Raw genomic sequence first — 25862 nt, forward strand, 5'->3', positions numbered from 1 at the left:
TGCTTTGATCGCCCCTTGCCAGTGGGTGCATCGTCAGGGCATCACATCTGCATGGATTTTCGCAGTTACATGGATATTGCGCTGTCAGAAGCGCAGGCCGCCGCCGCCCGCGGCGAGGTTCCGGTGGGCGCCGTGATCGTTCGCGGCGGTCAGGTGATTGCGCGCGCGGGGAATCAGACACGCGCGCTGAACGACCCCACGGCCCATGCCGAAATGCTGGTGATCCGTGCAGCCTGCGCGGCATTGGGTCAGGAACGGCTGACGGGCTGCGATCTGTATGTCACGCTTGAACCATGCCCGATGTGTGCGGCGGCCATCAGCAATGCCCGCATTGCGCGGCTGTATTACGGGGCGGCGGACCCGAAATCGGGGGGCGTGGCGCAGGGTCCACGCGTATTTGCGCACCCGCAATGCCACCACAAACCCGAAGTGTACGACGGCATCGCGTCCCAAGAGGCTGAAACGATGTTGCGCGATTTTTTCGCGGCGAAACGCGACATACGTTCTTAAAAGTCGAGTGTTTCCATCACTGCTGGTGTTTTGACCACGCCATGCGGTAGCGCATCGATAAGTGGCGCCGCGGATTGGGCGAGAACGGGAAATGTCTGATAGTGGCATGGAATCACGGTCTGAAAGTCAAAATACCGCTTTGCCACATAAGCGACCTGCTGCATGTCCATGGTATAATGCCCACCGGCACAGATGATCCCGATGTCGGGTTTATAATAGTCCCCCATCCAACCCATGTCGGCCATGATTCCCGTGTCGCCACTGACATAGATCATGTGTCCCTCGCCACCGATCATAAAGCCTGCTTCGGTGCCCGCATAAACAACCGTTTCGCCTTGCATGAACGATGATGAATGGCTTGCGGGCACCATAGATACCTGCGCGCCATTCAGGTCGACGGTGCCGCCTTTGCTCATATCAATTGTTTTTATGTTTTGGGTTGCTGCCATCCAGTCGGACAGGTCGGCGATACAGACCACGGGTATATCGTGCGTGCTGCAAATTTCCACCGTGTCCCCGATGTGGTCGGCGTGGCCATGGGTCAGCAACACATGGGTGACGCCAGCGGTGGCCTGTGCGAACTGATCGCCGGGGAACAGCGGGTTTGCCATGCCTATAAATGGTCCCGCCTTCATCCAAGGATCAATCAAAAGAACGGCATCTGCGATCTCGATCCGAAAGGCCGCGTGGCCAAGCCAAGTGATTTTCATGCCTACCTCCTTGTTGCTATCGTGAGGTTAAGCTGCATTTGGTGCAAGACAAGCGTATTTTCGGCGGCCTGCGTGCTTGCGACCAGCCGTCCCAACCGATAAACGCGGAGCAACGATTTACCGGAGACGCGTTCCATGTCCATTGACACCGAAACCGCCCGCCGCGTGGCAAAGCTTGCCCGTATCAAGGTGGAAGACGATGCACTGCCCGCTTTGGCCGCTGAGTTCAGCGCCATTCTGGGTTTTATCGAGCAGCTCAACGAAGTTGATGTGGATGGCATTGAGCCGATGACATCCGTCACACCGCAGCGCCTGAAACGCCGTGAAGACGTGGTAACGGATGGCAATCAGCAAGCGGCCATTTTGAAAAACGCGCCCGATGCCCGCGAAGGGTTCTTTGCCGTGCCGAAGGTGGTGGAATAATGACTGATCTGACGAAACTTACGATTGCGGGTGCCCGTGATGCGATGCGCAAGGGCGACACCACCAGCGCGGAAATCACCGCTGCCTGCCTGAAGGCCATTGAAGGCGCAGGTGCGTTGAATGCATTTGTGCATCACACGCCCGAAATTGCGACAGCGCAAGCCGCGGCTGCGGACACGCGGATCAAGGCAGGGGATGCGCCTGCGATGTGTGGCATTCCGCTTGGTATCAAGGATCTGTTCTGCACCAAAGGTGTGCCATCACAGGCGGCGTCGCGTATTTTGCAGGGCTTCAAACCCGAATACGAATCGACCGTGACCAGCCAGTTGTTTGATGCGGGCGCGGTCATGCTGGGCAAGCTCAACATGGACGAATTTGCCATGGGGTCGTCCAACGAGACCTCGGTTTACGGCAATGCGGTGAACCCATGGAAGGTGGACGATCGCGAATTGACGCCCGGCGGGTCGTCGGGTGGGTCTGCGGCTGCGGTTGCGGCTGACCTATGCCTTGCGGCGACGGGGACGGACACGGGCGGTTCCATTCGCCAACCCGCTGCTTTTACCGGCATCACCGGCCTGAAGCCCACGTATGGGCGGGTGTCGCGTTGGGGTGTTGTTGCTTTCGCGTCATCGCTTGATCAGGCGGGACCGATGACCAAAGACGTGCGCGACGCGGCGATCATGCTGCAAGCCATGTGTGGTCACGACCCCAAAGACAGTACTAGCGCCGATCTGGCCGTGCCGGATTTCGAGGCGGCATTAACAGGCGATATCAAAGGCAAGGTCATCGGTATCCCCAAAGAATACCGCATGGACGGTATGCCGACCGAAATTGCAAAGCTATGGGACGACGGCACGTTGATGCTCAAAGACGCAGGCGCTGTGATCAAAGACATCAGCCTGCCGCACACCAAATACGCGCTGCCTGCCTATTACGTGATTGCGCCAGCCGAGGCGTCATCAAACCTTGCGCGCTATGACGGGGTGCGTTTTGGCCACCGCGCCACGTTGGCGGCGGGTGACGGCATCACCGAAATGTACGAAAAAACCCGCGCCGAAGGATTCGGTCACGAAGTCCAGCGTCGGGTGATGGTCGGCACCTATGTGCTGTCCGCCGGGTTCTACGACGCCTATTACAACCGTGCCCGTCGGGTGCGGACATTGATCAAGCGCGACTTTGACGACGTGTTTGCCGCAGGTGTGGATGCGATCCTGACACCTGCAACACCGTCGGCCGCATTTGGTTTGGGCGAAATGACGGATGCCGATCCGATCAAAATGTATCTCAATGACGTGTTTACGGTGACTGTGAACCTTGCTGGTTTGCCGGGCATTGCGGTGCCCACAGGGACGGACGCGGCCGGATTGCCGATGGGGCTACAGTTGATTGGTCGCCCTTGGGAAGAAGCGGATTTGTTGAACGTGGCGTACAGTCTCGAACAGGCTGCAGGATTTGTAGCCAAGCCGACAAAGTGGTGGTAGTTGTCTTTGAACGAAGACACTGGGTAACGGGTAGAGAGCAATGAAAATAGGCTTTGGAGTAGCGTTTGGCGCTTTGCTGATGGCGGGCGCATGCGCGTCACCAGATGCACCGCAAAGCCGCGGTGTCGGCTTTGACGACTATTCAGCCTATGAGCTGGACCGGGCACGCCGCGAGGCGCAGTTGACCGGATCGCAAAGCATTATCCCGGCACCGCGCATTAACACTGTGGCCAGCCCCACGCCGATGCAGCAGGCCATTCCGTCCGCGGATTTAGCCCGCGCCGGAATTGGACAGATGCAGCCCGCGGTCACGCCATTTGTGCCTGCCGCGCCCGCCGTCAGCCAGCCGCTTGCCGCGCCAAGTAACAACACCGGAATTTCCGACGAGCAAAGCTTTGATGCAGTTGCCGGGCGCGAAACGATCCAAAGCGACGCAGAGCGCCGCGCCGCGCAAGCCGCAGCGCGCGAGCAGGTCCAACCGACCGCAGTGCCGCAGCGCCCATCCAACACCGGCCCGAACATTGTGGAATACGCGATCAATGCGCCGAACGTGAAGGGACAGGAATGGTACAGCCGTTCACTGCTGACCACCCAAGGTCGCTATCAGCGCAACTGCGCCGACTACAGCAGCCCTGACGAAGCACAGCGCGACTTCTTGGCGCGTGGTGGTCCCGAACGTGATCGGCGCGGTATTGATCCCGATGGGGACGGTTTTGCGTGCGGTTGGGACCCTGCACCGTTCAAATAAGGGTGACACCGCTGAAGCTGACAACACATGCATCACCGAACTTCGGGCCGCGACGTGACAACGTGCGGCCAGATATGGTTGTGCTGCATTATACGGCGATGCAATCCGCCAAGGCGGCGCTGCGGACCCTGTGTCATCCCGACAACGAAGTGTCCGCGCACTATCTGATCGCGGAGGATGGCGAGGTGCTGGCGCTGGTTCCCGAACAGATGCGGGCCTGGCATGCCGGGGCAGGGCGCTGGGGTGCCGTCACAGACGTGAATAGCCGGTCGATCGGGATCGAGATCGCCAACAACGGCGTCAGTCCGTTTAGCGCCCCGCAAATGGACGCGCTAACAGACCTGTTGCAGGGGATCACTGCGCGCTGGGCGATACGGCCGGAACGGGTGATTGCCCACTCGGACATGGCGCCGGGGCGCAAAATCGACCCGGGCGCGCGGTTCGACTGGCGCAGGCTGGCGCATGTGGGCCTGTCGGTCTGGCCGCAGGATGTAAAATCACACGACACTGACAGATTTGTGGCCAGTATGCAGGCCTTTGGTTACACGGCCACCAATGATGCCGATCTGCTGTTATCGGTCTTTCGCTTGCGGTTCCGGCCTTGGGCCACGGGGCCGCTGGATGCGACGGACGCCGGGATGATCACCGACCTTGCGCGGCGTTTCCCCGTTGACGTGAACGCCGCTTGCACCTAACTCAACCATGCGCGGATGGCTGGATGGCTGCGGGCGGTAACGTTCGAGGAAAGTCCGGACTCCACAAAGCACGGTGCCGGGTAACGCCCGGCGGGGGTAACCCTAGGGATAGCGCCACAGAGAACAGACAGCCCTGCATGCAGGGTCATGGTGAAACGGTGGGGTAAGAGCCCACCGCGCGATGGGCAACCAAAGCGGCACGGCAAGCCCCACCGGGAGCAATGCCAAATAGGGACTGCGCGCCGCAAGGCAGGGTGGCTTGAGCCCGAGCAGTCCGGGTTGGCAGCTAGAGGGCGTCTGGTAACAGGCGCTCCAGATGAATGGTCATCCATTTGGGGCAACCCAAAGGACAAAATCCGGCTTATAGGCCGTCCGCGCAATTTGATCCGTTCGCTTACATTTCCAAGCCAGAATAAATTGTCCACATCCCTTGTGGCGTTCCCGTACCATCAGGTTTCGCGGGATTCTGCATGATTTGGTCGGCGATGCCGTTTAATGCGTGTCTTTGCGGTTGACTCGGGGCGCGGCTGGCGTAAAAGGCAGCTTCAATGACATTTATGCGTAGCGCCGATGATGGCCCGCAACCAGGAGAGATGAGACATGGCGAAGCCTACCACCATCAAGATCCGCCTGAACTCCACTGCGGGGACCGGGCACTTTTACGTGACCAAGAAAAACGCACGTACCATGACTGAAAAAATGACAGTCAACAAGTACGACCCCGTTGTGCGTAAGCACGTGGAATACAAAGAAGGCAAGATCAAGTAATTGGTCGACCCTTTGGATCGCATAAAAGCCACGCAATCGCGTGGCTTTTTTTGTTTCGGTTGAGATGACTTCTAGCGTAGTCAGCACCGCCGAGATTGCCGCCGCGACGGGGGTGTCACGGTGCATCTGTCACAGGTGGTGTTATGCCGGGTAATCCCGCCTAAAATGAGTGGTCTTCAAAATTTCTGACTTAAGCATCCGTTGTCTGGACCTGTCGCGCGTTCGCGACCAGAGTGAGGAAGCGCGTTGTAGAGTTCCTGCAGGAAGTCCTGGCCGAGGGGCCGTTACCCTCATCCGAGCTATTCATGTCCGTCGTCATATAAAATGGGACATCAGAGCGGCTTGAGTAATAGAGGCTCTGGCTCGTTTGTGTGATTGATTATGCGGCTTGTTTTTGATGTTGCAAGTGGCGTTGTTTGATAGTCAGTTTCTTGATCTTCTCCCTTTCCCTGAGAATGGCTTTGTCGCGTCCGAAGTAGACGTCGGCGGGTGTGACGTTGTTCAGGCTCTCGTGGTAACGCTGATTGTTGTAATACGCGACGAATGCGCCGATCTGGCGTTCGGGATCGCCGGGCAGATAGTAGTTCTCCAGCAGAACTCGGTTCTTCATGGTCTGGTGCCAAGGTTCTATTTTGCCCTGAGTTTGTGAGTGGAACGGTGCGCCACGGACATGCTTCATGTTTTGCTTGCCCAACCATTCAGCCAGATCGCCAGAGGTGTAGCAGGAGCCGTTATCGCTGAGCAGACGCGGCTTATGGCGCACGACGGCCTGGTCGCAGCCTGATGCCGTCAGCGCCAGTTCAATCGTATCTGTCACATCTTCAGCCCGCATGTTTGTGCATAGCTTCCAGGCGATGATATAGCGGCTGTAATCATCCAAGATGGTGCTGAGATAATACCAACCCCAGCCGATGATCTTGAAGTAGGTGAAGTCGGTCTGCCACATCTCGTCAATGGCGGTGGTTTTGTCTTTGAACTCCTCGGCCGCTTTGATCAGCAACCTGTCTGACGTCAGCACCCGTGGGAATGATTTGGGGATTTGAACAACGGAGGATTTCTGGTTCATCTTATCGATTAGGAGATCGAGATGACGAAGAAACCGCAGACATCGAAGGATGCCGCCGAGAAGGTGGTTAAAAACATCTTCCGTAAGACCCTGCTGACTTATTCAGCTGAAGAGAAGATCCGCATTGTATTGGCAGGCTTGCGCGGCGAGGAAAGCATCTCAGTGTTGTGCGGCCGTGAAGGAATCGCTGAGAGCCTGTATTAAAGCTGGTCGAAAGAATTCTTGGAGGCAGGCAAACGCCGTCTGTCTGGGGACACGGCACGTCAGGCCACATCGCCTGAAGTGAAGGAGCTGCGCTCAGAGTCGCTGGCCTTGAAAGAATGCGTCGCCGATCTGACTCTTGAGAACCGTCTGCTCAAAAAAAGCATGACAGGAAGTGGGGGGATACGAGGAATGAGGTATTTTGCTTCAGAGAAACTGGAAATCATCGGCACCGTGGAGCGTTCGCACCTCCCCACCAAGATGACCCTCGACATGTTGGGCATCCCACGCACGACATTTTACCGATGGTATGATCGCTACGTTGATGGTGGCTTCGATGCACTGGCCGATGGATCGCCGCGCCCGAAGTCGGTCCGGAACCGTATCCCTGATACAAGGCGCGATGATCTGATTGAGTTTGCGCTCGAACACGAGGCGCTGTCGACACGGGAATTGGCCGTCAAATACACCGATGAGAAACGTTATTCGGGGGAAACGCCCCACTGGGGCCTTTCCTGACCCCTCCAACTTTGTCTCTGAATCATCAGCTTAACGTATTCTCAAGGCAGCCGACCTGATAACAGCACCAGACTATGTGGTCATTAAAAGCGGTCGAGGAGTTCAAAGACAAAACCACCGCCATTAACGAGATGTGGCAGACCGACTTCACCTACTTCAAGATCATCGGCTGGGGTTGGTATTATCTCAGCACCATCTTGGATGATTACAGCCACTATATCATCGCCTGGAATCTCTGCACAAACAAGTCAGGCACACGTCCAAAGGGACGGTCACCAAAGACAGATGCGAATACATCTATTGCGTCTTGACGGCTTTCCGCATTACGTAGCTCTTCGGTTTTCAGCAAAAGTTGTCGGCAACCTGCCTGTGCATCAATTGTTGCGAGAAGCGACAGCGCGAAGCCCGCCGAAAGGCTTTCGTCTCTAAGTGATGCTTCAAGCTGATCCTTTGCATGCTGACGATGTTCCGCCCCGCCTGCCTCCTCGATGATACGGATTGCATACTCTAGAGCGTTCCTCGCGCCCGCCTGCTCAGTCGAAAGGAAGTCTGCAATTCGAGGGGCGATGCGAGTAGCTACCGCGGCCTTCATGTTTGCCCTTCCGTGGTGCAATACATCATGAAAAATCTCGGCCTGCCCGATATCGGCAAGTTGCTGCAATTGCGCCAGAGCCTCCAAGGATACTACTTCCGCGAACGCATTGGGGTGCGCCTGATCAAGCATGGATAAATAGTCACCGAACCCATTTAATTCGACGCATGAGATCCTCGCGGCTCGGATGGCCTCGTCATGAGATAGTGACGTCGCCCAACCGTCTGTTTCGGACTTTGCCTTAACTGCCGCCAATGCGAGCAACCAACTGGCTGGATAAGGAACCTTCTCTGAGCCACAGTTCGTCCAAGGCGTCCAAGAAGAAGTACGCCACAGCCGTGGGACTCTGCTTCCATCTTTCAAACGCCATGACATCTTCTGGAAGCATGGCGCTTTCCAAGTTTTCGTCGTGAAGTCGTTCCAATGGTAAGAAGAACGCGTCGCTTCCCGATGCACGGAGCATTTCAACTTGTTCTTCGAATTCTCGTGTTTTTCCGGAACGCCCCTCACCAATAATTACTAACGGCGTCATTTCAAATAGGTCTGGCCACTTGTAAACGCCATCCGGTACCGCCCCAAAAAGCGACAAGTAGTGGGGGTCTCTGAGTTCAACCTTTTCGGCTAGGGCAAAGCGTCGTTCGGTGGGTACATAGGGCTTCAAAGTTTACTTACTCCGATAGGTTCTCGCTTTCCCGGCCAGTCAAATCCCAGAATGGTTTTACCGCAAGGTATTGAGCCCCAACCGAAAGTAGAACCCCCAGTGGGCACATTTACCAAAAATGAGACGCTCATCTTCTGCGTTGTTGAAAGTGCATCCGCACTCTCAGGCGCAGCACCCCGTCGAAGACCGCCACTTAATGCAGAGGGCTTTGGGCCCCCATACGGCACCCAGCCCTCAGACTGCACGAATTCTCCGCGCCAATGAAGCGGTTAAGGCATTGTTTACATGCGATTAAAATGGTGCCCAGGGGCGGAATCGAACCACCGACACGAGGATTTTCAATCCACTGCTCTACCCCTGAGCTACCCGGGCATCGGGACGAAATTACAATCTGTAACCTCTTGGGTAGCGGCGTTTTAGACGTGGGGACGGGGGGTGTCCAGAGGGAAGTTTGTACTTAGTGCGGTTTCTTTTCTTCTGCGGCGCGTCGTTCGGCTTCCAAGTCTTCCATATCTTCGGGTGAAGCGGCAAGGATCGCGTAGCTGCCGCTGAACCATTTGGCCAAATCAATGTCAGCGCAGCGTTTTGAGCAGAATGGCCGGAAGTCAACGACTGTGGGTTTCTTGCAAATCGGGCAGGGCATCAGAGGTCCGTAAACAAATGCTTGGGGAAGGGGGGGCGTTCGCGTTTGCGCTGAAGTTCAAACAGCCCCATCGGGGTCCAACCGACAAGCGATGTTTCAATCGGGTCGTTTTTGAACGACGCCCGGAGCGACTGTTCGACCTGTTTCCGATGCGCCTTGGACATCGACACGAAATCGACGCTGATTTGTCCGGCCAGGCCGCGCAGCCGCAGCGCACGGGGCAGGGCGCGCGCGGCGGCAAGGTTGGCCTTGAGCGCGGCAGCGGGCGATGTGTCATTGCCGGTGTTTACATCCACCGCGACCAAGGCGCGGGTCGGTTCGACGTACATTGTGCCTTCGCCGATTTCGACCAGCGCGCCGCCCAGTGCGGCGATCTGGTCCAACACGCCGTGCGTGGCAAAGCTGCCGGGTTCTGTCACGATGCTTGCCGCGCCGGTCCATTCCCGCCAAGCAAGGGCATGGGGTCCGTCGCCTTCGGTCAGGGCCTCGGGTGTGGGACCCGTTGCGTCCGCCAGCACGGCGTCGGCCATTGAAACCATGGCCATGATATCCTCGGCAATCTCTGCCTCGTCAGCGCCCTCGCAGGAGGAGCGCAGAATCAGGCCGTGTTCACTGTCGAACACCTCGTGCGCTACCGCTAAAAGAGCGTCGCGCGTGTCTTCGTCGGTGATTTGACGGGAAATATTCATCCCCGGTTTGCCGGGGGTCACGATGGCATAGCGGCTTTTGAACAGGACGCGGTCGGTGACAGGCACCGCCTTTCCGGTTTCGCTATGGCCGGTGACCTGGACCAACAGTGCTTGGCCGGGATGCAGCCCCTTGCCAGCACGCAAGAACGCGGTTTCGCCGTCGGGAAGGCGCAGCATCATGCCGCCTTGGCCTTTGATGGGACGATCACATATCCCGCGAAAGATCGCGCCGGGGCGCGGGGCATCTATGTCGTCGATCAGCAGATCGTCGAGTTTGCCATCGACCATATAGGCGGCGACTTCGATCTCGCCGATATGATCCAGAATGATTGTGCGGCCCTTCATATGTCACCTTGATAAAGCGGGAAACCAGCAGCGGTCAAAAGACCTGCGGTTTCGGTCAGTGGCAGGCCTACAATGCCAGTATAAGATCCGTTGATCCACGGGATGAACGCGCCGGCGGGCCCTTGGATTGCATAGCCGCCTGCCTTGCCCTGCCAATCACCAGACGCCAGATAGGCGTTCACCTCGGCATCGGAAAGCTGTTTCATCGCAACGGTGCTTTGCACGTCTTTTTGCCAGATTCGGTCGCCGCGTTTGACCGCGACGGCGGTGATGACTTTGTGACGACGCCCTGACAGGGCGTATAAAAACGCGGCCGCTTCGCCCGGGTCGCTGGGTTTGCCCATGATTCGGCGGCCCAACGCAACGGTTGTGTCGGCGCATAGCACGACCTCGTTATCGCCCGCGACAATGGCAGCCGCTTTTTCCGCAGCAATCCGGTTGACGTAATCGCGCGGCAATTCAGCCTTGCGCGGTTCCTCGTCGATATCGGGGGGGCGGATCGCAATGGGCGACACGCCAAGCTGTGCCAAAAGTTCTAGCCGCCGGGGCGAACCTGAACCGAGCACAAGCTTGAGGTCATTTGCTGGCTGCTGTGTTGTCATGCGAGCGGGCACCTAACAAATGCAACCGGGTATCGGCGGCATTTTGCCTTATGGCAAAGCACTTACCCGCGCTGCATGAAACGACGTTTCATGTTACTTGAAGCGATAGTTGATCCGACCTTTGGTCAAATCGTAAGGTGTCATTTCGACTTGTACCTTGTCGCCAGCCAGAACGCGGATGCGGTTCTTGCGCATCTTGCCTGCCGTATGCGCGATGATCTCATGGCCGTTTTCCAGCTCGACCCGAAACGTCGCGTTTGGCAGAAGTTCTTTTACGACACCTGGGAATTCGAGCAGTTCTTCCTTGGCCATGTGATCTCCTGTGTTTCACTTCCGCCCAAAGTATGGCGGTCGGCGTCTAAATGCGCCCGAACCTGCAGATTTTCAAGGCCTAATCAGCGTAACGTCACGGATGTGACTGTTTTGATGCTGTTGTCAGCGGCGGTTGCATCTGTTTGCGCTGCTGAAAGGTATCCCAAAGCGGATGCAGCAGCGGTTGTCAGGCGTCATCGCACTTTCCCGGGCCCCATCGTGCGATCAGACGTTCCTTGATTTGGTCGCGGGCCTGACGATACATGGCAAGCCGCGCCTCGCGGTCATCGCCCAGACCCGTCGGGTCAAGAATGGGCCAGTATTCCACTTCGATATGATAAAACTGGGTCAAATCAAGCGCGCGGCGCTGGCTGGCAGGTGACAGGGCCAGGACAAGATCAAATGACGACAGATCATCGCCCCATTGTTCCATCTGATCGAACGTACGGGCGCGGTGACGTGACAATTCGACGCCGATTTCTTCGCAGACGGTAATCGCAAACCCGTCGATTTCAAGGTCGTTTTTCACGCCGACGGACTGGATGTAACAGTCTGTACCGTAAAGCTTTTTCATGATCCCTTCCGCCATCGGAGAACGGACAGAATTGTAATCGCAGCAAAACAATACCGACTGTGGCAAAGGTAGAAATGTATCACCTGATGCCAAATCAACCACCAAAATGCAAAACGCAGATCAAGGTGAACAGGCGGCGGGCGGTGTCAGTATCGACAGTGGCCTTGCCTTCCAGGCGCTCTTGCAACACGCGCGCCCCTTCGTTGTGGATACCGCGCCGCGCCATGTCGATGGTTTCGATCTGGCTTGGGGGCAGGGTTTTGACCGCATCAAAGTAGCTTGCGCAGATTTGAAAATAATCCTTTACGACCTGCCGGAATGGGCCAAGTGACAGATGGAATTCGCCGGCCGGTCGCAGGTCTTCGGTCTGAATATCAAACACCAGACGCCTTTCGCGAATGGATAGCCCCAGTTGGTAGGGTCCGGGGGGAACATCGCGGTCGGCGCGCGCCGGGAGGTCAAAGCTGTTGTCCTCAAGCAAATCAAACATTGCGACTTTGCGCTCTTGTTCGATTTCGGGGGTCGGCGCAGGCAGCCCGCTGTCGTCGATGGTGATATGGCTAATGCGTGTCATCGGTTGCCTGCATTCAGTCGATCAAGACGGGCACGGACAGAAAGCCCGTGCGCTTCAAGGCTTTCGGACTTTGCCAGACGTTCGGCAGAAGGGCCGATCGCGGCCAGGGCTTCGGGGGTCATGCGCGACAGTGTCGTACGTTTGATAAAATCCATAACAGACAATCCACTGGAAAACCGCGCCGACCGGGCCGTCGGCAACACGTGGTTCGGTCCCCCAATGTAGTCACCAATCGCCTCGGGTGTCCAACCCCCGATAAAGATGGCGCCCGCATGGGTGACGCGGTTGGCCAAATTTTCAGCATCGGCGGTACATAATTCAAGGTGTTCGGGCGCTATACGGTCGGATAGGGCCACGGCCTCGTCCATATTGGCGACCGTGATCACTGCGCCAAAGTCACGCCAGCTTGCACTGGCAATGGCGCGGCGTTCCAATGTCTTAAGACGTGTGTCGACAGCGTCTGCCACGGCAATCCCAAAGGCGGCGTCATCGGTTATCAATAGGGACTGCGCACTTTCATCGTGTTCGGCTTGCGATAGCAAATCAAGCGCGATCCAGTCGGGATCGTTGTCCTTATCCGCAATCACCAAAATTTCGGAAGGGCCGGCGATCATATCAATGCCAACCTTGCCAAACACCCTGCGCTTGGCAGCCGCCACAAAAGCATTTCCGGGGCCGGTAATTTTATCGACCGGGGCAATGGTTTCGGTCCCATAGGCCAAGGCGGCAATCGCTTGGGCGCCGCCAATACGGTAGACTTCGTCGACCCCTGCAATGCGGGCGGCAAGCAAAACCAGTGGATTTGTCACGCCATCCGGCGTTGGCACAACAACCGCCAAACGCCCGACGCCTGCCACTTTGGCGGGAATTGCGTTCATCAAGACGGATGACGGGTAGGATGCAAGCCCACCCGGCACGTATAACCCCGCCGCAGAAACAGGCGTCCAGCGCCAGCCAAGGCGCGCACCGACTGCATCCGTCCACATCGCGTCTTCGGGCATTTGCAGGGTGTGGTAGGCGCGAATGCGCTCGGCGGCCAGTTCAAGTGCCGCACGGTCCTCGTCGCTGACCTTGGCGCATTCGGCCTCAATCTCTGCGGGCGAGAAACGCATCGTTTCAGGTGTCAGTTCCAGACGATCGAATTTTGCCGTCAGCTCCAACACCGCTGCATCGCCGCGCGCACGCACGTCTGCGATGATGTCCGCCACGATATGATCGACATCCGGGCTTTCTTCGCGCTTAGCACCTAAGAGGGTGGCAAAGCGGACCTCAAAGTCGGTGTCAGATGTGTTCAAAAACTGTGGCATAGGGCACTCCTTTGATCAGGACATAAACATGTGCGGGCGGCGCATCAATGCCGTGTGTCTTGCAAGTCGCGAGGGTAGATATCCGCTGCGCGCAGCGCACCATGGAATCATGTGCGGCGTAGCCGCCCCTTTGGATCACACGTTGTGATGGGGTGCTTTGCCTGACGGGGCAACATAGGGCCGGGTGACATCGCGCAAAATGACCTCCAGCGTCTCGACCTCCAACGCGATGACGCCGTCCCCTGCAAGGGTTAGCTCGATGCGTCCCATGCCATCATCCGAAGGATGAAAGGCGATAGACAGCAAGGAGAACACTATCTCAGGGTCGGATTTATCCACGCCTTGGCTTTGCACGCGCATGACATCTTCAAAAGCGAGCACCGCCTGCACCCGTTCAAACCCGTGACGCGGGGCGTTGACCGCATCCTCCCAGCGACACCGGTTCAACAAAAGCGCAAAGCGCCGCGCCTTGCTGTCCCAGCGCATTTCGCTGGCGGGAAAAACCGCATCCTGGACCAGTGCAGCGATCACTGTCAGATCTTCGGCATCAAGCGCCTTCAGGCGCAATGGCGCCTCGCGGCCATCTTCAAAGCGTGCGTCCTCGGTCATGATACTGTAATCCGTTCAATGTTGGCACCAATAGCGCCAAGTTTGTCTTCGACGTGCTCGTACCCGCGATCCAAATGATACACGCGGCTGACAACGGTTTCACCTTCGGCAGCAAGACCTGCCAAAATCAATGATACAGATGCACGCAGGTCGGTCGCCATCACCTGAGCGCCTTTTAAGCGGTTAACCCCGTGTACCGTCGCGGTACCGCCGTGTACCTCTATGTTTGCGCCCATGCGGATCAGCTCGGGTGCATGCATAAAACGGTTTTCAAAGATTTTTTCTTCAAGAACAGACGTGCCTTCGGCCGTACACAGCATCGCCATCATCTGGGCTTGCAGATCCGTCGGGAAGCCGGGGAAAACTTCGGTGGTGATATCAACCGCCTGCGCCCTGTCGCCCCGGCGTTTCACCTTCAGCCCGTCCGGGGTCTCGGTGACATCAACGCCGGCTGCGTCCAGCTTTTCGACGAACGATGCAACAAGATCCAGACGCCCTCCCAGACATTCCACTTCACCGCCGGCAAAGACGGGGGCCAACATATACGTGCCCAGTTCAATCCGGTCAGTGACGACAGGGTGGGTGGCGGCCCCCAAACGGTCAACACCTTGAATGGTGATCGTGCTGGTGCCTTCACCTTCGATCTGGGCGCCCATGCGCCGCAGGCATTGCGCCAGATCAACAATTTCGGGCTCGCGGGCCGCGTTTTCGATGATTGTCGTGCCCTTGGCCAATGTGGCTGCCATCAGGACGTTTTCGGTTGCGCCCACCGAGGCGAACCGCAGCGGCACGCGTGCACCCTTCAACCCGCCTTTGGCAACCGCATGCAAATACCCGTCTTTCAGCTCGATCTGGGCACCCATCGCCTCAAGCGCGGTCACGTGAATATCCATCGGGCGTGCGCCAATTGCGCAGCCGCCGGGCAGGGACACAACCGCCTGATGATGCCGCGCCAACAAAGGGCCAAGGACAAGGTTGGAGGCGCGCATCTTGCGCACAATTTCATAATCAGCGCGGGTCGACGTCATGTCGTGGGACGACAAAACCTGCACCTTGCCGCCTTGCATAGACGTCACTTCGACGCCAAGCGACTGAAGCAGGGCGGTCATGGTCTTGATGTCGGACAGGCGCGGCGCATTGGTCAGCGTCAGCGGCTCTTCGGACAACAGCGTGGCCGGCATCAACGCCAGCGCCGCATTCTTTGCCCCCGCGATCTGGATCTTCCCATTCAGCGGTGTTCCGCCCTTTACAACAATCGAATCCATGCCTGCTCACTCTTTCTCTTTTTCATTGGCGCTGCTTGCACGGGCGCGCGCCTGCGCCTTGCGTTTGGCCATATTTGCCTTCAACGCCGCCTTCAACCGGTCTTCACGCGGATTGGCTGGCTTTGCCCTATTCTTTTGCTCTTGTTTATCGCTCATGACAGCCCTGTTAGCAATTCGCGCAAAAACCGTCCAGAGAGGGCTTGCACCACCTGCCATTTGCAGCTAATTCCCCGCCTCACGGATGCTGTGGTAGCTCAGTGGCAGAGCACACCCTTGGTAAGGGTGAGGTCGAGAGTTCAATCCTCTCTCACAGCACCATGAATTATTTGCCCCCTCAAAACATCGCCAAGGCTTTTCGCGGAAATGCTTTTTGCGGTGTTCTATGTGTGTCCGTTCGACGGTCCGCAAATACCCAAGTATTGGCCAATATGCGCAACGTCCGGCACAGTAAAGAACACCATATTTCCCTTTGTTTCCATTCGCTTGATTTGATGTCACACGCGATTTCCATCATCGCCCCAAACCTGCCCGCTGTCGCAGATATTTTCCCGGCGGAAACCGTCGACTTTTGATCACCGCGCAATTGGGGGATACCACCTGCATGGCGTCAGGGGTATTTGCTTGGAAAATTCCTACGCGCGTCTTGGATGGAAAACATGCAGTTCAGATGGCAAACGCCGCTGGCTTTTGTTTCCATCGGGGCAGCGCCAGTTTTTCGCTTTTGAAATGACTTTTGTCAGTTTGGCCGATTCTTGATCGCTTATTGTCCCTTATAGGGCGGTTTCCGCCGCACGCGCCGTCAGATTGTCGGCCGTAGAAACCTAAGAAAGGATAACAAGATGTTGTTACGTTCAATTGCTGTCGGAGGCTTTATTGCCATTTCCCTGACTTCGGGTGCGTCTGCTGAAAGCTACTTTGTGTGTATGGGCAGCGTCCCGGCGAAATCCGTGCTTGACCTTGGCTTGATCACTTCCGAGGGAGACGGCGTTGTCGAGATCTATGATTACCGGCTTGGTGAGAAGGGCGAAATGCTTGGCACGATTGATGTGCACGAAGGCGCGAACCCCGATGTCCGTTTTGACATTGGCATGCCACCGCGCGGCGATCTGCTGGCGCTTTTGACTGTCGATGGCGAAGTGGTTGCATCCAACGTCTATGACGTCTGCGAAGCCAACTAGACGCGCGGGCTAAGAAAAACACTTTGCCCGCGTTATCCTCGGCGGCGGCCATGACGGTGTCGATCATTTTGTCTGCCCGTTTTAAAAGGCCGCCGTCGGGTCGTTTATCGCGCCGGGTTACGCGGCACCCAGTGGTCGGCGCGGAAACTGATCGCGACTTTGGCGCGTTTGACAGTTTTGAATATGCGGCGGGCTGGCGCAATTGATCTATCGCGTCGGTTTGCAGTCCTTGATGTAAATCAGATACATGTGTGTGTTGGTATGCTACACGTTATGTGCAGCGCGCGCTGCACAATACCAAAGGACACGGAATGCCAAAAGATCCATATGCGGTGCTCGGTCTGACGAAAACCGCAACAGCAGACGACATCAAAAAAGCCTATCGCAAACTGGTACGCAGTAGCCACCCGGATTTGAACCCCGATGACCCGACCGCCGAAGCCAAATTCAAAGCAATCTCGGCGGCTTATGACATTTTGAAAGATCCGGAAACACGTGCGCGGTTTGATGCTGGCGAAATTGATGGATCCGGGGCAGAGCGACCCCCGCGTCAATATTATCGGGATTTTGCGGAGGCTGGCGGCGGTGCCTACCACCCCCAAGGTGGCTTTGGTGCGCAGGGTGATCCTGCGGATATTTTCGAACAAATTTTGCGCAGCCGCGCCCGTGCATCTGGTGGCGACCCCTTTGGCAGGGGCAGCTTTTCGGCGGCCGGGGATGATGCGCGGTATTCAATGTCGGTGTCATTCATGGACGCCGTGCATGGCACAGAAAGCAGGATTACATTGCCGGACGGGCAGAACCTTGCGGTCAAGATTCCCCAAGGTACCGAAGATGGTCAAACGTTGCGTTTGCGTGGCAAAGGCGGCCCCGGTTTTGGTGATGGCCCCGCAGGCGACGCGCTGATCACCATTTCGGTCCGCCCCGACCCCATTTTCCAACGTGACGGGGATGACATTTTGCTGACGCTGCCGATCAGCTTTGACGAGGCCATATTGGGTGGGAAGGTCACAACGCCCACCATTGACGGTCCGGTTGGGTTGAATATTCCTGCGGGCGCAAGTTCGGGGCGCGTCATGCGGCTGCGCGGGCGGGGCGTTGCCCGCAAAGGGAGGGCGAAGGGCGACCAGAAAGTCACGCTGCAGGTTGTCGTGCCCAAAGATATTGATGATGGATTGCGTGAATTTCTGACCGAATGGCGCAAGACGCATCCATTTGACCCAAGGGCGGATATGTTGAAGGGGGGCAACTCATGACCGATCACTTTTCGCAAGACGATGTTATCATGCGTGTCACCCGGCTGACGCGTACCCAGCTGGTGCGGTTCATAGAGCTTGATTTCGTGAGACCCGAACACACTGGACCCGACTATCAGTTCCGGCAGGTTGATATCGCACGCCTGGAGTTACTGTGCGATTTGGCGCACGACCTTGATCTTGATGAAACGGCGCTTGGTATCGTCATCTCGTTGTTGGATCAGCTTCATGCTGCGCGCGCGGACCTTGCGCAGGTGGTGCAGGTCATTGACGGGCTGCCCCCGCAGATCAAAAGCCATATCGCTGCCGCACTCGGCGCGGCGCAGTGAATGGCAACCGCACAAGACGCTGGTTCAGACAGTTCTTAAAAGACAGAGTTCACCGTAAGGCCAACCGACAGCGTGTCGCGTGTGAAGCGACTGACGTTACTGTCGCTGATGCTGTGGTTGACCGTGAAGCCCGGGACAAAACCAGCGTAAGCGACATCAGGAAAGCCGATGTTCACGTTGTAAAATACCGTAGTGTCCTGGCGTCCGCCTGCAACCGAACCAAGAAGTTGATAGTCAGGATAATTTGCCCAGCTTAATCCCGCGCCCACCGACAGGCTGACCGCGCCAATGGGGTCTTTCCAAAAATACGCGCCCTGTAGGGTCCACATGTCGGATGTGTAATTGACACTGTCCCCGTCGCTATCGGTGTAGGACAGGCTTGCGCGCCATGCATCGCCACTGGACAGCTGATGAATGATACCCGTTTGCAGTGTTATCCGGTCAACATCGCCGATATTTGCGTTGCGATACGACAGACGCTCTGCTTGCGTGGATAAATTGATTTCGGTCGCGGACGACAGCGGGCGGCGATAATCGGCACTGATCCGAACGTTCGCGTAAAACTCCATATCTGTAGACAGGTCAGATCTGTCGACGTCGCGATAGTCTGATCGGCCCAGCGCGAAACCTAACCCGTAGCTGCCAATGTCCAAAGCATGGTCATAGCGTACACTGCCCTCAAACGTATTGGTGGCGAAAGACGCGTCGGGAATATCGACATCTTCCGTCAGTTTCACCCGCGCACCTTGATAGCGCAAGACGACGGTGGTGCGACTACTGGCGTCGGCGTGCAGGCGATATTGGGTGCGGAAATTGAATGTGGCGCGGATGCCTTCCAGCGCCAACGCATCTCTGGTTAGCGTACCCCCGGTGGGGGCGCCATTGGTGGTCACGGTCGGGCTCTTTGCACCGCCATTGACGTTATTTGAAGGCGAAATCGAAAACCCCACCGATGTTGACCACGGATTGCGGCGGGCGACCGTGCGGGCATCGGCGATTGTGCGCGCATATTCCGCGTCATCTGGTGCGACCGTCAGGGCGCGGCGTAGCCATAAGGTTGAAAGGGTAAATCGGCCCTCATTCGCGGCGGCTAAGGCGGTCAGCCGGGCGGCCTCGTATTTTTCGGCATTGGTGACCGATAAATCCCACGCGCGTGCGCCCGCCACACGACCCGCAGACGGGTCGCCCATTTGCGGCGCCGTCGCGGCAAACACGATCAGCGCCGTGCGGTCCTCCGGGTCAACCGTCAGCAATTGCAGTGCAATTTCGCGCGCCAACGCCATATCTCCCGCCAGCACAGCGCGGGTTGCGATGGTGCGGGCCTGGTCCACAGGGATATCGACGTTTGACTGGGCTTGCGCCCCAGAGGCGGCCAGCATGGCAATTATTCGCAGAGCGCGGGCGATCATATGTAAGGCTCCTGACGGGGGACAGATGCGACATTGGCACAACGCGCCGGACACGGCCAGCAACATGTGGGGTGTCTGCGCGATGATCACACTCTATAGTGACCGCAACGCGAATCCAGCAGCCGGAGAAACCCATGCCCATCACCGCCGACCAACAGGCCGAAATCGACGCCCTGCGCGCCCAAGCAAAACCCACCTTGCGGGCGGTGTCCGAAGGGATGGAATCGCACCTGTACAAAGCGCACGAAGTGCTGGACCACGGGTTTATCCGCGTCATCGACTATATGGGCGACGATGCGGCGATCTGTCAGGCGGCGCGGGTGTCCTACGGCAAAGGCACCAAATCGGTGCAAAATGACGAAGGGTTGATCCGCTATCTGATGCGCCACTGGCATTCGACCCCGTTCGAGATGTGCGAAATCAAGCTGCACGTCAAATTACCGGTCTTTGTGGCGCGGCAATGGATCCGGCATCGGACCGCAAACGTGAACGAATATTCCGCGCGTTATTCGATCCTTGACCGTGAATTCTATATCCCCGAGGCCGACAAACTGGCCGCGCAATCCGTGATCAACAACCAAGGGCGCGGCGAAGCCCTGTCGGGCGAAGAAGCCGCGCGCGTGCTTGAATACCTCAAGGGGGACGCGGCGCGCTGCTATGACCACTATGCGGAAATGATCGACCAAGAAGGACAGCAAGGGCTGGCGCGCGAACTTGCCCGCATGAACCTGCCCGCCAATATCTATACGCAGTGGTACTGGAAGGTCGACCTGCACAACCTGTTCCACTTCTTGCGCCTACGCGCCGACGCCCACGCCCAATACGAAATCCGCGTCTACGCCGACGCGATCTGCAACGTCGTCGCCGACTGGGTGCCTGCCGCCTACGCCGCCTTTGACGATTACCGCATGGGGGGCGCCAACCTGTCCGGTAAGGCGATTGACTGCGTCCGCCGTATGCTTAAGGGTGAAAAAGTGACGCAAGAGACATCGGGGATGTCCAAGGGCGAGTGGCGGGAGTTTGAAGGGATTATCGGGTGAGTAGTCAAGAAATATGAACGATTTTGTCTCAACATTACTGCCAAGCCTTCAAGTTAAATATTCCCAAGCATTATCAAGCTTGGCAGATTCAGACATTGATTTGAGAGCACAGGGGATATCTGTCGAAGAAGTGCTAAGAGCACATTTCTCGGTTGTAGACTATTTTCTGAGGGAGGGTGACGGCGAAGGTATTGGTGGCATCGGACCAAAGGACATGGGGATGCTAATTTCGGCGATGGCCCGCCCTCACGTATCATTTGGTGGAGTTTCTAAGTGGAATACCATTTATGAGAAGGCAGCAACGCTTTTTTTCGGTTTGATCATGAACCATCCGTTTCACGATGCAAACAAGAGAACGGCGTATCTGAGCACTGTACACTATCTGTATGTTAATGGATTCATTCTTTCTGTTTCTCCGAAAGATTTAGAAGATTTAGCCGTACTTGTTGCAAAAAAAGGTTTGAAAAAATTTCGCCGTTTTAGTAATTTTCAGAAAAAGGGGCCTGACGCGGAAGTCAAATACATTGCGTGGTACTTGAGAGCGAACACCCACATAATTGACCGGCAACAGTATTTTGTGACCTACAGAGAGTTGGAGAAATTGCTAAAGAAATACGATGTATTTATGGAGAACCCCAAAAATAGTTCGATTGATATTATGCGTTGGGAAGACGTTGAGGTTAATGGCAGTAAATTTTTTCAAAAGAAAAAGTATACGAAAGAAATACGCAGGGTTTGTTCGTTTGGGTTTCCTGGATGGTCCAAGCAGGTGGGTAAGGGCCGGATCGCATACCTGAGAACGGAACTGGGTTTGACACCGGAAAAGGGAATTGATTCACAGTCATTTTTTAATGGGTTAGATGATATGAGAGTACTAATTGACGTTTATGAAGGGGCGCTTCGTCGGTTGGCGTATCGTTAAAGAACGAATTCGTATTTCACAGCGCCCGGGCCGGGGCTTCGCCCGTTTTCGCCGGAATTGATCCACTGGATCAATTCCGAGACGGCGCAAACCCTCCCCCATGGGGAGGGCGCTTCGCACCCACCCCGAGGTCCAAACGCCGCGCTTGTGTTGAACGTCTGAGCTAATCCAATTAGATTAAGCCTACCAACAAATGGAAACCCACATGATCCTCTACGGCCTCCCCACATGTTCTGACTGTACCAAGGCGCTGCGCGCGCTTGCGGATGCGGGGCGGGATGTGACGTTTCGTGATGTGCGGGCCGATCCGATGTCTGCCGAAGACTGGGCGCCGCTGCTGGCCGAATTTGGCGACAATCTGGTCGACCGCAAATCCCAGACCTACCGCAACCTGAACGCTTGGCTGCGCGAGAGCGAGGCAGAGGATCAGCTTGCCGCGCAACCCGCGCTTATGGCCCGCCCGATCATCTCCGACGGCACCCAGTGGACCCTTGGATGGGACGACGCCGCGCGCGCCTTGTGGCTCTAACCGCCGATTCGCGGGCTGTATCGCCGCACGCGAACACCCTTACCCAAAGGACAGGTTGAGCGATTCCCAGAGTTGTGAATGGCCGCATTTCCACTGCTTTTGGGTAAAGTTACCTAGCGTAACCTGATGCGTCAGCCGCAAATTTCCCCATCACCAGATGCCTGTTTTGCGATATATGTAGGTTTGTTAATACGTCCCAGCCAAGTAACATAAGCCAGGTATCGTAATGAGTGACCACGACACTACACCGTCCAACACCAGCACCAAACCCCACGACATCTTTTCGCCGATCCGCGTGGATTTGGTCGACCGCCTGACGCGCACCTGCGACCACGTCGCCAGCGGTCTGGCCAAGGTCAATGACACGAAGCCCCAGATCGCAGCCTAAGTCACGGCCGCATTGCTGCCGGGCCTGAACTGATTTATCGCTCTGCCGACTGAACGCGCCCCAACGGCGACCGGAAAAGAGGCAAGATGCGGTTCTTTGGCTTGAAAACATGTGACACCTGCCGCAAGGCGATCAAGGCCCTGCAGGCCGCCGGATATACTCCTGTCGTGACCGATGTCCGCGCCGACGGCCTGACCACAAATGACATCACCCAGATCGCGGCCCAGTTTGGTGACGCGGCTATCAACAAATCCTCAGCCACATGGCGTGGCCTGTCGGACACCGATAAATCCGCCGATATCGCCGCCTTGCTGGCGGCCCACCCGACAGTGATGAAGCGCCCCGTGATTATGCATGATGACCGCTGGACAGTCGGTTGGAAACCCGATGTGCAGGCGCTGTACCTTGGCGCATAGGCATCGGGTGCTTATGTGCCATACCAAGTAACGAGGAGACTTTCATGCGCAACGCAGCACTTACCCTTGGCCTGATTGCCGGCATTATGGGCATATTCGTGGGCCTGTTTGGGTATGGATACGTGACCATGACCGATCAGCACGCCCAGTTGGGCGAAACATTCGGGATGTTCGAGCGCCCGGGCTTTATCAAGCTGGCCAGCTTTTTGGCACCTTTGTTTGCGATTGCTGGCGGCGCGATGGCCAAATCGCGCGCGCTATGGGGCGGCGGGTTGTTAATCGCCTCTGCGGCACTGATGTACGCTGCCTTTGGATTCAATGTCGCGACGATGTTTCCGATCGGTTTTGCGGGCTTGGGCGGCATGTTGGCAGTTGCCGCTGGCAAACCCGACGAGCCTAAGGCGCATTTTTGAATATCAGGCGGTCGGCGGATATGGCGCCCGCACCTTTGAACACCAGAACGCATAGGCACAGCACCCAAAACGCGCGCTGGTCAAGGATAAGTGCGTCGGGCATCCGGTCAAACCACGCGCCCAACGTGCCTTCGTGCGCAATCCCGCCGTGGCCAAACAAATCGGTCAGGGACTGCACGGCGACGAATCCGATCATGCCGAGCGCTGCCAAGCGCGTCAGCAAGCCGATCACGATCAAAAGCGGCAACACAAATTCAGCGAGCGTACCCGCAACCACGACGACCCGGTGAAACAGGGTCAGATCAGCGGTGTTGTATCCAACGGCGTCCATCGCACGTGGAAAGATTTGCACATATGCCCCGGACGACGGCATGAAGACGCCAAACACACCTTTCCCCACTTTGGTCAGACCTGAATTCCAAAAATAATGCAGAAGCACCGCCGCGAAAACGAAACGCGCCAAAATGGGTAATGCGTGATCGCCGAGGCGGTGCAATTTGCCGGACAGGTCTGTGGCCATCGGGGGAAGTGTCATAAATGCGTACTTTCAGTACAGGGTGGTGACCGCTGATTGTCCCAACAAAAGGGCGAGAAGCGCGCTCAGATCCACATCTTCGTCGGTTAATGTCTGTCCCAACGGGTCGCCCGCGATAAGCGCGGTCACGGCAGCCGCATTTGCTGCGCTGATCAAGTGGATTTTGGGGTCATATGCAGGGCGAGTGATCAAGACGGCTTCGGGTTTCATCACGGGTTTCGGCGCGTCTGTGGTGGTGTTGGCGCGGTAGATGCTGTGGATCGGGTGGTTTGACGTCAGGACTTGCACTGCTGGCGCAAACCCCAGACGCGCGCCAAGCAAGGCTGCTGGCGCAGATGTTGCAAGGGCATGTGGATCAAGCGGGGTCGCATCCGCAGCATGGTAGGCGCGCCGCATTGCCAGCTCTAGCAGGGCGATGTCGGGCAGATATGACAGGCTTTGCGTGGGGGGGAAGCGCCGCAAGAACTGTGGCATTTGCAGGCCGTAAAACATCATCATCGGTGAGGTCGGGGGGTGTTGGCGCAAAAACACGCCCGCCATCGCGCGAAAAAAATCATCACCGACCAACCTGTGAATGACCGGAAATGCGGTAACCAATGCGTCAGTTAATCCGACGGCCACGTTGTTGCGGTAGACATCAAACCGTTTCGCGGCGGTTGTTTCATCGGGGTTAATCAGCCCAAGCGGGGTTGCGGCTGTCGGGTCAAGAAGGCCTGCAAGAAAGCCGGATTGTGAAACAGTCATACAGCCACCATGTCCAGCGCTGCTGCGGCACGCTGTGCTTCGGCTGCAAGGGTGGTCCAGTCGGGGACGTCGGTGTCCCATTCAATCAACAGGGGCTTCGGCCCGGATCGGGCAAGCGTGTAATCAAGCAGCGACCAAACCGGATCAGCAACCGGTTTCCCATGGCTGTCGATCAGCAAAGGCGCACCTGTTTCATCCGTGTCCGCGTCATGACCGCCCAGATGAATTTCGCCGACAGCGTCCAGCGGAAAAGCATTTATATAGTCTTGCGGCGATGTCTTCAGGTTGGTGGCGCTGACAAACACATTGTTCACATCAAGCAGCAGGCCACATCCGGTGCGGGCGACCACTTGGCGCAGAAAGTCGGTCTCTGACAGCGTTGATTCCGCGAATGCCAGATAACTGGACGGGTTTTCCAGCAACAACTGGCGGCCCAGCGCTTCCTGCACTTGATCGATATGCGCGACGACGTGGGTTAATGTTGTCTCGGTGTAGGGCAGCGGGAACAGGTCGTTATAAAAATGGCTGTCGTGGGTCGACCACGCGAGGTGTTCGGAAAAACTGGCCGGGTTCAACCAGTCGATCAGGTGTTTCAAGCGCGCCAGATGGTCGGTGTCAAGCGGACCCGCCCCCCCGATGGATAGCCCGACACCGTGCACCGAAATCGGAAATCGTTCCGCCAAGTGACGCAGTTGCGCGATGGGGCGTCCGCCGTCACCCATGTAGTTTTCAGCATGGATTTCCAGCCATCCCACAGGCGCGGGGTCTGCGATGATGTCGGCATAATGCTGGGCTTTGTAGCCGACACCTGGCAGGGCAGGGAGGCGCGTATCGGCGGCACTATCATACATGGCGGGGTCCATTATCGTTGCGGCGCGGCAGGTAGGGTGGGTTTAATCCCACCCTGGGTGGCGTGGTCTATGCGGGGATGTCGCGCTCTAGGGCCTCTAGGGCACCCATGCGTGCAGATCCGTCTTCCATCGCGGGCAATTCCATCGTGGTACATGTTCCAGCAGGCACCAACGCCCATGCGTTGCCTTGGTAATCGACTTTGGATGTGCCTGCACATGTTGTGCCCGGGCCCGCCGCGCAGTCGTTTTCGCCGGCCAGCGAAACACCATAGCATTTTTCGTCATCTGCCGCAGATGCAGTCGTGGCAAGGCCCGCAAAAGCAGATGCAACAGCCGTTGCGACGATCAAAGTTTTCGAGATGTTGGACATAATAGTTTCCTTTGTTTGCGTCAAAATGTTCCGCCACGTCTGCGCGGCGATGACCAAACTTTAGGGCCTGAAAATGCGCGGCGGCCACTCACAGCCGCGTGCATCGCGTTTGCGTGATCTGATGTGAACAGCGCAACCTTGCCGCAACAGCCTGTCGCACTAAGCGGCTTTGGCCATGAAAAAACCCG

Annotated in this window: 33 protein-coding genes, 2 tRNA genes, 1 other RNA gene and 2 pseudogenes; 18 read left to right on the plus strand and 20 right to left on the minus strand. The window is 57.0% G+C overall.

The annotated features are described in order from the left end of the window. Positions 1–51: 51 nt before the first annotated feature. A complete protein-coding gene (locus ACXJGX_RS10280) occupies positions 52–510 on the plus strand; it encodes a nucleoside deaminase (RefSeq protein ID WP_474781287.1) in 459 nt (152 codons plus the stop codon). Here ACXJGX_RS10280 and ACXJGX_RS10285 read toward each other — a convergent pair. Then, entirely contained in the window at positions 507–1220 is a 714-nt protein-coding gene (locus tag ACXJGX_RS10285; protein WP_474781289.1) for a metal-dependent hydrolase, read from the minus strand. The genes ACXJGX_RS10280 and ACXJGX_RS10285 overlap by 4 nt on opposite strands. A gap of 135 nt (positions 1221–1355) precedes the next feature. On the opposite strand from ACXJGX_RS10285, the gene gatC reads away from it, so the two are divergent. The 6 genes from gatC to rpmG all read left to right on the plus strand — a co-directional run bounded on the left by gatC (position 1356) and on the right by rpmG (position 5335). Beyond that, entirely contained in the window at positions 1356–1643 is a 288-nt protein-coding gene (gene gatC, locus ACXJGX_RS10290) for an Asp-tRNA(Asn)/Glu-tRNA(Gln) amidotransferase subunit GatC (protein ID WP_474781291.1), read from the plus strand. Continuing rightward, on the plus strand, positions 1643–3124 hold the full coding sequence (gene gatA / locus ACXJGX_RS10295) for an Asp-tRNA(Asn)/Glu-tRNA(Gln) amidotransferase subunit GatA (protein ID WP_474781293.1): 1482 nt from the start codon (positions 1643–1645) through the stop codon (positions 3122–3124). The genes gatC and gatA overlap by 1 nt, the downstream gene beginning before the upstream one ends. A 40-nt stretch (positions 3125–3164) precedes the next feature. Continuing rightward, complete coding sequence (locus tag ACXJGX_RS10300) at positions 3165–3872, plus strand: hypothetical protein (protein WP_474781295.1); 708 nt, start codon at positions 3165–3167, stop codon at positions 3870–3872. Between the two features lie 74 nt (positions 3873–3946). Beyond that, the gene (locus tag ACXJGX_RS10305) at positions 3947–4567 is read left to right on the plus strand and encodes an N-acetylmuramoyl-L-alanine amidase (protein WP_474781907.1); all 621 of its coding nucleotides are present in this window, start codon (positions 3947–3949) and stop codon (positions 4565–4567) included. Positions 4568–4578: 11 nt separating this feature from the next. Further along, positions 4579–4947: RNase P RNA component class A (gene rnpB, locus ACXJGX_RS10310), an RNA gene on the plus strand. A 220-nt stretch (positions 4948–5167) separates the two neighbouring features. After that, positions 5168–5335, plus strand: a complete 168-nt coding sequence (gene rpmG / locus ACXJGX_RS10315; RefSeq protein WP_011750518.1) for a 50S ribosomal protein L33 — start codon at positions 5168–5170, stop codon at positions 5333–5335. A gap of 379 nt (positions 5336–5714) precedes the next feature. Here the strand turns inward: rpmG and ACXJGX_RS10320 are convergent. Beyond that, positions 5715–6332, minus strand: a pseudogene (locus ACXJGX_RS10320) (transposase); the annotation flags it as partial. 90 nt (positions 6333–6422) lie between these two features. Here ACXJGX_RS10320 and ACXJGX_RS10325 point away from each other — a divergent pair. After that, positions 6423–7363 (plus strand): annotated as a pseudogene (locus ACXJGX_RS10325) (helix-turn-helix domain-containing protein); the annotation flags it as partial. On the opposite strand, the gene ACXJGX_RS10330 reads toward ACXJGX_RS10325, so the two are convergent. The 13 genes from ACXJGX_RS10330 to ACXJGX_RS10390 form a co-directional block, all read right to left on the minus strand. Further along, positions 7336–7845 (minus strand): hypothetical protein, encoded by a 510-nt coding sequence (locus ACXJGX_RS10330; protein ID WP_474781938.1) that lies wholly within the window; start codon positions 7843–7845, stop codon positions 7336–7338. The pseudogene ACXJGX_RS10325 and the gene ACXJGX_RS10330 overlap by 28 nt on opposite strands. 109 nt (positions 7846–7954) lie before the next feature. After that, positions 7955–8374: a hypothetical protein gene (locus tag ACXJGX_RS10335; protein ID WP_474781300.1), complete on the minus strand. Its 420-nt coding sequence runs from the start codon at positions 8372–8374 to the stop codon at positions 7955–7957. Between the two features lie 297 nt (positions 8375–8671). Beyond that, positions 8672–8746 (minus strand) — tRNA-Phe (locus ACXJGX_RS10340). A gap of 85 nt (positions 8747–8831) precedes the next feature. Then, the gene (locus tag ACXJGX_RS10345) at positions 8832–9017 is read right to left on the minus strand and encodes a DNA gyrase inhibitor YacG (protein ID WP_474781302.1); all 186 of its coding nucleotides are present in this window, start codon (positions 9015–9017) and stop codon (positions 8832–8834) included. Continuing rightward, complete coding sequence (locus tag ACXJGX_RS10350) at positions 9017–10051, minus strand: ribonuclease E/G (protein ID WP_474781304.1); 1035 nt, start codon at positions 10049–10051, stop codon at positions 9017–9019. Before ACXJGX_RS10350 ends, ACXJGX_RS10345 begins: the two co-directional genes overlap by 1 nt. Continuing rightward, entirely contained in the window at positions 10048–10653 is a 606-nt protein-coding gene (locus ACXJGX_RS10355; protein WP_474781306.1) for a Maf family protein, read from the minus strand. The genes ACXJGX_RS10350 and ACXJGX_RS10355 overlap by 4 nt, the downstream gene beginning before the upstream one ends. 93 nt (positions 10654–10746) lie before the next feature. Then, positions 10747–10965 carry a translation initiation factor IF-1 gene (gene infA, locus ACXJGX_RS10360; RefSeq protein ID WP_007205486.1) on the minus strand — a complete coding sequence of 73 codons (219 nt, stop codon included), beginning with the start codon at positions 10963–10965 and terminating at the stop codon, positions 10747–10749. A gap of 187 nt (positions 10966–11152) precedes the next feature. Further along, positions 11153–11632 carry an arsenate-mycothiol transferase ArsC gene (locus ACXJGX_RS10365; RefSeq protein WP_474781308.1) on the minus strand — a complete coding sequence of 160 codons (480 nt, stop codon included), beginning with the start codon at positions 11630–11632 and terminating at the stop codon, positions 11153–11155. A gap of 1 nt (position 11633) precedes the next feature. Continuing rightward, positions 11634–12113 (minus strand): UPF0262 family protein, encoded by a 480-nt coding sequence (locus tag ACXJGX_RS10370; protein ID WP_474781310.1) that lies wholly within the window; start codon positions 12111–12113, stop codon positions 11634–11636. Next, positions 12110–13420 (minus strand): histidinol dehydrogenase, encoded by a 1311-nt coding sequence (gene hisD / locus ACXJGX_RS10375; protein ID WP_474781312.1) that lies wholly within the window; start codon positions 13418–13420, stop codon positions 12110–12112. Before hisD ends, ACXJGX_RS10370 begins: the two co-directional genes overlap by 4 nt. 135 nt (positions 13421–13555) lie before the next feature. After that, complete coding sequence (locus ACXJGX_RS10380) at positions 13556–14029, minus strand: DUF2948 family protein (protein ID WP_474781314.1); 474 nt, start codon at positions 14027–14029, stop codon at positions 13556–13558. After that, positions 14026–15294 (minus strand): UDP-N-acetylglucosamine 1-carboxyvinyltransferase, encoded by a 1269-nt coding sequence (gene murA, locus ACXJGX_RS10385; RefSeq protein ID WP_474781316.1) that lies wholly within the window; start codon positions 15292–15294, stop codon positions 14026–14028. The genes ACXJGX_RS10380 and murA overlap by 4 nt, the downstream gene beginning before the upstream one ends. Positions 15295–15300: 6 nt before the next feature. Then, the gene (locus ACXJGX_RS10390; RefSeq protein WP_474781940.1) at positions 15301–15510 is read right to left on the minus strand and encodes a hypothetical protein; all 210 of its coding nucleotides are present in this window, start codon (positions 15508–15510) and stop codon (positions 15301–15303) included. A gap of 27 nt (positions 15511–15537) precedes the next feature. On the opposite strand from ACXJGX_RS10390, the gene ACXJGX_RS10395 reads away from it, so the two are divergent. From ACXJGX_RS10395 to ACXJGX_RS10410, 4 genes are all read left to right on the plus strand, one after another. After that, positions 15538–15612: transfer RNA gene (locus ACXJGX_RS10395), tRNA-Thr, on the plus strand. A 521-nt stretch (positions 15613–16133) separates the two neighbouring features. Then, on the plus strand, positions 16134–16472 hold the full coding sequence (locus tag ACXJGX_RS10400) for a hypothetical protein (protein ID WP_474781318.1): 339 nt from the start codon (positions 16134–16136) through the stop codon (positions 16470–16472). Positions 16473–16783: 311 nt separating this feature from the next. Further along, positions 16784–17728 (plus strand): DnaJ C-terminal domain-containing protein, encoded by a 945-nt coding sequence (locus ACXJGX_RS10405; RefSeq protein ID WP_474781320.1) that lies wholly within the window; start codon positions 16784–16786, stop codon positions 17726–17728. Then, positions 17725–18057, plus strand: a complete 333-nt coding sequence (locus ACXJGX_RS10410; protein WP_474781322.1) for a chaperone modulator CbpM — start codon at positions 17725–17727, stop codon at positions 18055–18057. The genes ACXJGX_RS10405 and ACXJGX_RS10410 overlap by 4 nt, the downstream gene beginning before the upstream one ends. A gap of 35 nt (positions 18058–18092) precedes the next feature. Here ACXJGX_RS10410 and ACXJGX_RS10415 read toward each other — a convergent pair whose 3' ends face one another. Next, positions 18093–19466, minus strand: coding sequence for a surface lipoprotein assembly modifier (locus tag ACXJGX_RS10415; protein ID WP_474781324.1), 1374 nt, complete (start codon positions 19464–19466; stop codon positions 18093–18095). A 134-nt stretch (positions 19467–19600) separates the two neighbouring features. Between ACXJGX_RS10415 and thyX the strand changes: the two genes are divergently transcribed. The 6 genes from thyX (at position 19601) to ACXJGX_RS10445 (ending at position 23174) form a co-directional block, all read left to right on the plus strand. After that, positions 19601–20506: an FAD-dependent thymidylate synthase gene (gene thyX / locus ACXJGX_RS10420; protein ID WP_474781326.1), complete on the plus strand. Its 906-nt coding sequence runs from the start codon at positions 19601–19603 to the stop codon at positions 20504–20506. Positions 20507–20519: 13 nt separating this feature from the next. Beyond that, positions 20520–21428, plus strand: a complete 909-nt coding sequence (locus ACXJGX_RS10425; protein ID WP_474781328.1) for a type II toxin-antitoxin system death-on-curing family toxin — start codon at positions 20520–20522, stop codon at positions 21426–21428. Between the two features lie 205 nt (positions 21429–21633). Next, entirely contained in the window at positions 21634–21957 is a 324-nt protein-coding gene (locus tag ACXJGX_RS10430) for an arsenate reductase family protein (protein ID WP_474781330.1), read from the plus strand. A gap of 226 nt (positions 21958–22183) precedes the next feature. Continuing rightward, positions 22184–22345, plus strand: a complete 162-nt coding sequence (locus tag ACXJGX_RS10435) for a hypothetical protein (protein ID WP_474781332.1) — start codon at positions 22184–22186, stop codon at positions 22343–22345. 86 nt (positions 22346–22431) lie between these two features. After that, positions 22432–22761 carry an arsenate reductase family protein gene (locus ACXJGX_RS10440; RefSeq protein ID WP_474781334.1) on the plus strand — a complete coding sequence of 110 codons (330 nt, stop codon included), beginning with the start codon at positions 22432–22434 and terminating at the stop codon, positions 22759–22761. Between the two features lie 44 nt (positions 22762–22805). Next, positions 22806–23174, plus strand: coding sequence for a hypothetical protein (locus ACXJGX_RS10445; RefSeq protein ID WP_474781336.1), 369 nt, complete (start codon positions 22806–22808; stop codon positions 23172–23174). Here the strand turns inward: ACXJGX_RS10445 and ACXJGX_RS10450 are convergent. From ACXJGX_RS10450 to ACXJGX_RS10465, 4 genes are all read right to left on the minus strand, one after another. Further along, positions 23158–23709 carry a DoxX family protein gene (locus ACXJGX_RS10450; protein WP_474781338.1) on the minus strand — a complete coding sequence of 184 codons (552 nt, stop codon included), beginning with the start codon at positions 23707–23709 and terminating at the stop codon, positions 23158–23160. The genes ACXJGX_RS10445 and ACXJGX_RS10450 overlap by 17 nt on opposite strands. 12 nt (positions 23710–23721) lie before the next feature. Then, positions 23722–24453 carry an HvfC/BufC family peptide modification chaperone gene (locus tag ACXJGX_RS10455; RefSeq protein WP_474781340.1) on the minus strand — a complete coding sequence of 244 codons (732 nt, stop codon included), beginning with the start codon at positions 24451–24453 and terminating at the stop codon, positions 23722–23724. Beyond that, positions 24450–25304, minus strand: a complete 855-nt coding sequence (gene bufB / locus ACXJGX_RS10460; protein ID WP_474781342.1) for an MNIO family bufferin maturase — start codon at positions 25302–25304, stop codon at positions 24450–24452. The genes ACXJGX_RS10455 and bufB overlap by 4 nt, the downstream gene beginning before the upstream one ends. A 67-nt stretch (positions 25305–25371) precedes the next feature. Then, positions 25372–25674: a BufA1 family periplasmic bufferin-type metallophore gene (locus ACXJGX_RS10465; RefSeq protein WP_474781344.1), complete on the minus strand. Its 303-nt coding sequence runs from the start codon at positions 25672–25674 to the stop codon at positions 25372–25374. Positions 25675–25862: the final 188 nt, after the last annotated feature.

It is taken from the genome of Yoonia sp. SWMV100 (assembly GCF_056108365.1).

Bases quoted from the DNA above. Each gene is read 5' to 3' on its own strand.
- ACXJGX_RS10280 (WP_474781287.1), top strand. From the start codon at position 52: ATGGATTTTCGCAGTTACATGGATATTGCGCTGTCAGAAGCGCAGGCC.
- ACXJGX_RS10285 (WP_474781289.1), bottom strand. From the start codon at position 1,220: ATGAAAATCACTTGGCTTGGCCACGCGGCCTTTCGGATCGAGATCGCA.
- gatC (WP_474781291.1), top strand. From the start codon at position 1,356: ATGTCCATTGACACCGAAACCGCCCGCCGCGTGGCAAAGCTTGCCCGT.
- gatA (WP_474781293.1), top strand. From the start codon at position 1,643: ATGACTGATCTGACGAAACTTACGATTGCGGGTGCCCGTGATGCGATG.
- ACXJGX_RS10300 (WP_474781295.1), top strand. From the start codon at position 3,165: ATGAAAATAGGCTTTGGAGTAGCGTTTGGCGCTTTGCTGATGGCGGGC.
- ACXJGX_RS10305 (WP_474781907.1), top strand. From the start codon at position 3,947: ATGGTTGTGCTGCATTATACGGCGATGCAATCCGCCAAGGCGGCGCTG.
- rpmG (WP_011750518.1), top strand. From the start codon at position 5,168: ATGGCGAAGCCTACCACCATCAAGATCCGCCTGAACTCCACTGCGGGG.
- ACXJGX_RS10330 (WP_474781938.1), bottom strand. From the start codon at position 7,845: ATGCTTGATCAGGCGCACCCCAATGCGTTCGCGGAAGTAGTATCCTTG.
- ACXJGX_RS10345 (WP_474781302.1), bottom strand. From the start codon at position 9,017: ATGCCCTGCCCGATTTGCAAGAAACCCACAGTCGTTGACTTCCGGCCA.
- ACXJGX_RS10350 (WP_474781304.1), bottom strand. From the start codon at position 10,051: ATGAAGGGCCGCACAATCATTCTGGATCATATCGGCGAGATCGAAGTC.
- ACXJGX_RS10355 (WP_474781306.1), bottom strand. From the start codon at position 10,653: ATGACAACACAGCAGCCAGCAAATGACCTCAAGCTTGTGCTCGGTTCA.
- infA (WP_007205486.1), bottom strand. From the start codon at position 10,965: ATGGCCAAGGAAGAACTGCTCGAATTCCCAGGTGTCGTAAAAGAACTT.
- ACXJGX_RS10370 (WP_474781310.1), bottom strand. From the start codon at position 12,113: ATGACACGCATTAGCCATATCACCATCGACGACAGCGGGCTGCCTGCG.
- hisD (WP_474781312.1), bottom strand. From the start codon at position 13,420: ATGCCACAGTTTTTGAACACATCTGACACCGACTTTGAGGTCCGCTTT.
- ACXJGX_RS10380 (WP_474781314.1), bottom strand. From the start codon at position 14,029: ATGACCGAGGACGCACGCTTTGAAGATGGCCGCGAGGCGCCATTGCGC.
- murA (WP_474781316.1), bottom strand. From the start codon at position 15,294: ATGGATTCGATTGTTGTAAAGGGCGGAACACCGCTGAATGGGAAGATC.
- ACXJGX_RS10390 (WP_474781940.1), bottom strand. From the start codon at position 15,510: ATGGCAGGTGGTGCAAGCCCTCTCTGGACGGTTTTTGCGCGAATTGCT.
- ACXJGX_RS10400 (WP_474781318.1), top strand. From the start codon at position 16,134: ATGTTGTTACGTTCAATTGCTGTCGGAGGCTTTATTGCCATTTCCCTG.
- ACXJGX_RS10405 (WP_474781320.1), top strand. From the start codon at position 16,784: ATGCCAAAAGATCCATATGCGGTGCTCGGTCTGACGAAAACCGCAACA.
- ACXJGX_RS10410 (WP_474781322.1), top strand. From the start codon at position 17,725: ATGACCGATCACTTTTCGCAAGACGATGTTATCATGCGTGTCACCCGG.
- ACXJGX_RS10415 (WP_474781324.1), bottom strand. From the start codon at position 19,466: ATGATCGCCCGCGCTCTGCGAATAATTGCCATGCTGGCCGCCTCTGGG.
- thyX (WP_474781326.1), top strand. From the start codon at position 19,601: ATGCCCATCACCGCCGACCAACAGGCCGAAATCGACGCCCTGCGCGCC.
- ACXJGX_RS10425 (WP_474781328.1), top strand. From the start codon at position 20,520: ATGAACGATTTTGTCTCAACATTACTGCCAAGCCTTCAAGTTAAATAT.
- ACXJGX_RS10430 (WP_474781330.1), top strand. From the start codon at position 21,634: ATGATCCTCTACGGCCTCCCCACATGTTCTGACTGTACCAAGGCGCTG.
- ACXJGX_RS10435 (WP_474781332.1), top strand. From the start codon at position 22,184: ATGAGTGACCACGACACTACACCGTCCAACACCAGCACCAAACCCCAC.
- ACXJGX_RS10440 (WP_474781334.1), top strand. From the start codon at position 22,432: ATGCGGTTCTTTGGCTTGAAAACATGTGACACCTGCCGCAAGGCGATC.
- ACXJGX_RS10445 (WP_474781336.1), top strand. From the start codon at position 22,806: ATGCGCAACGCAGCACTTACCCTTGGCCTGATTGCCGGCATTATGGGC.
- ACXJGX_RS10450 (WP_474781338.1), bottom strand. From the start codon at position 23,709: ATGACACTTCCCCCGATGGCCACAGACCTGTCCGGCAAATTGCACCGC.
- ACXJGX_RS10455 (WP_474781340.1), bottom strand. From the start codon at position 24,453: ATGACTGTTTCACAATCCGGCTTTCTTGCAGGCCTTCTTGACCCGACA.
- bufB (WP_474781342.1), bottom strand. From the start codon at position 25,304: ATGTATGATAGTGCCGCCGATACGCGCCTCCCTGCCCTGCCAGGTGTC.
- ACXJGX_RS10465 (WP_474781344.1), bottom strand. From the start codon at position 25,674: ATGTCCAACATCTCGAAAACTTTGATCGTCGCAACGGCTGTTGCATCT.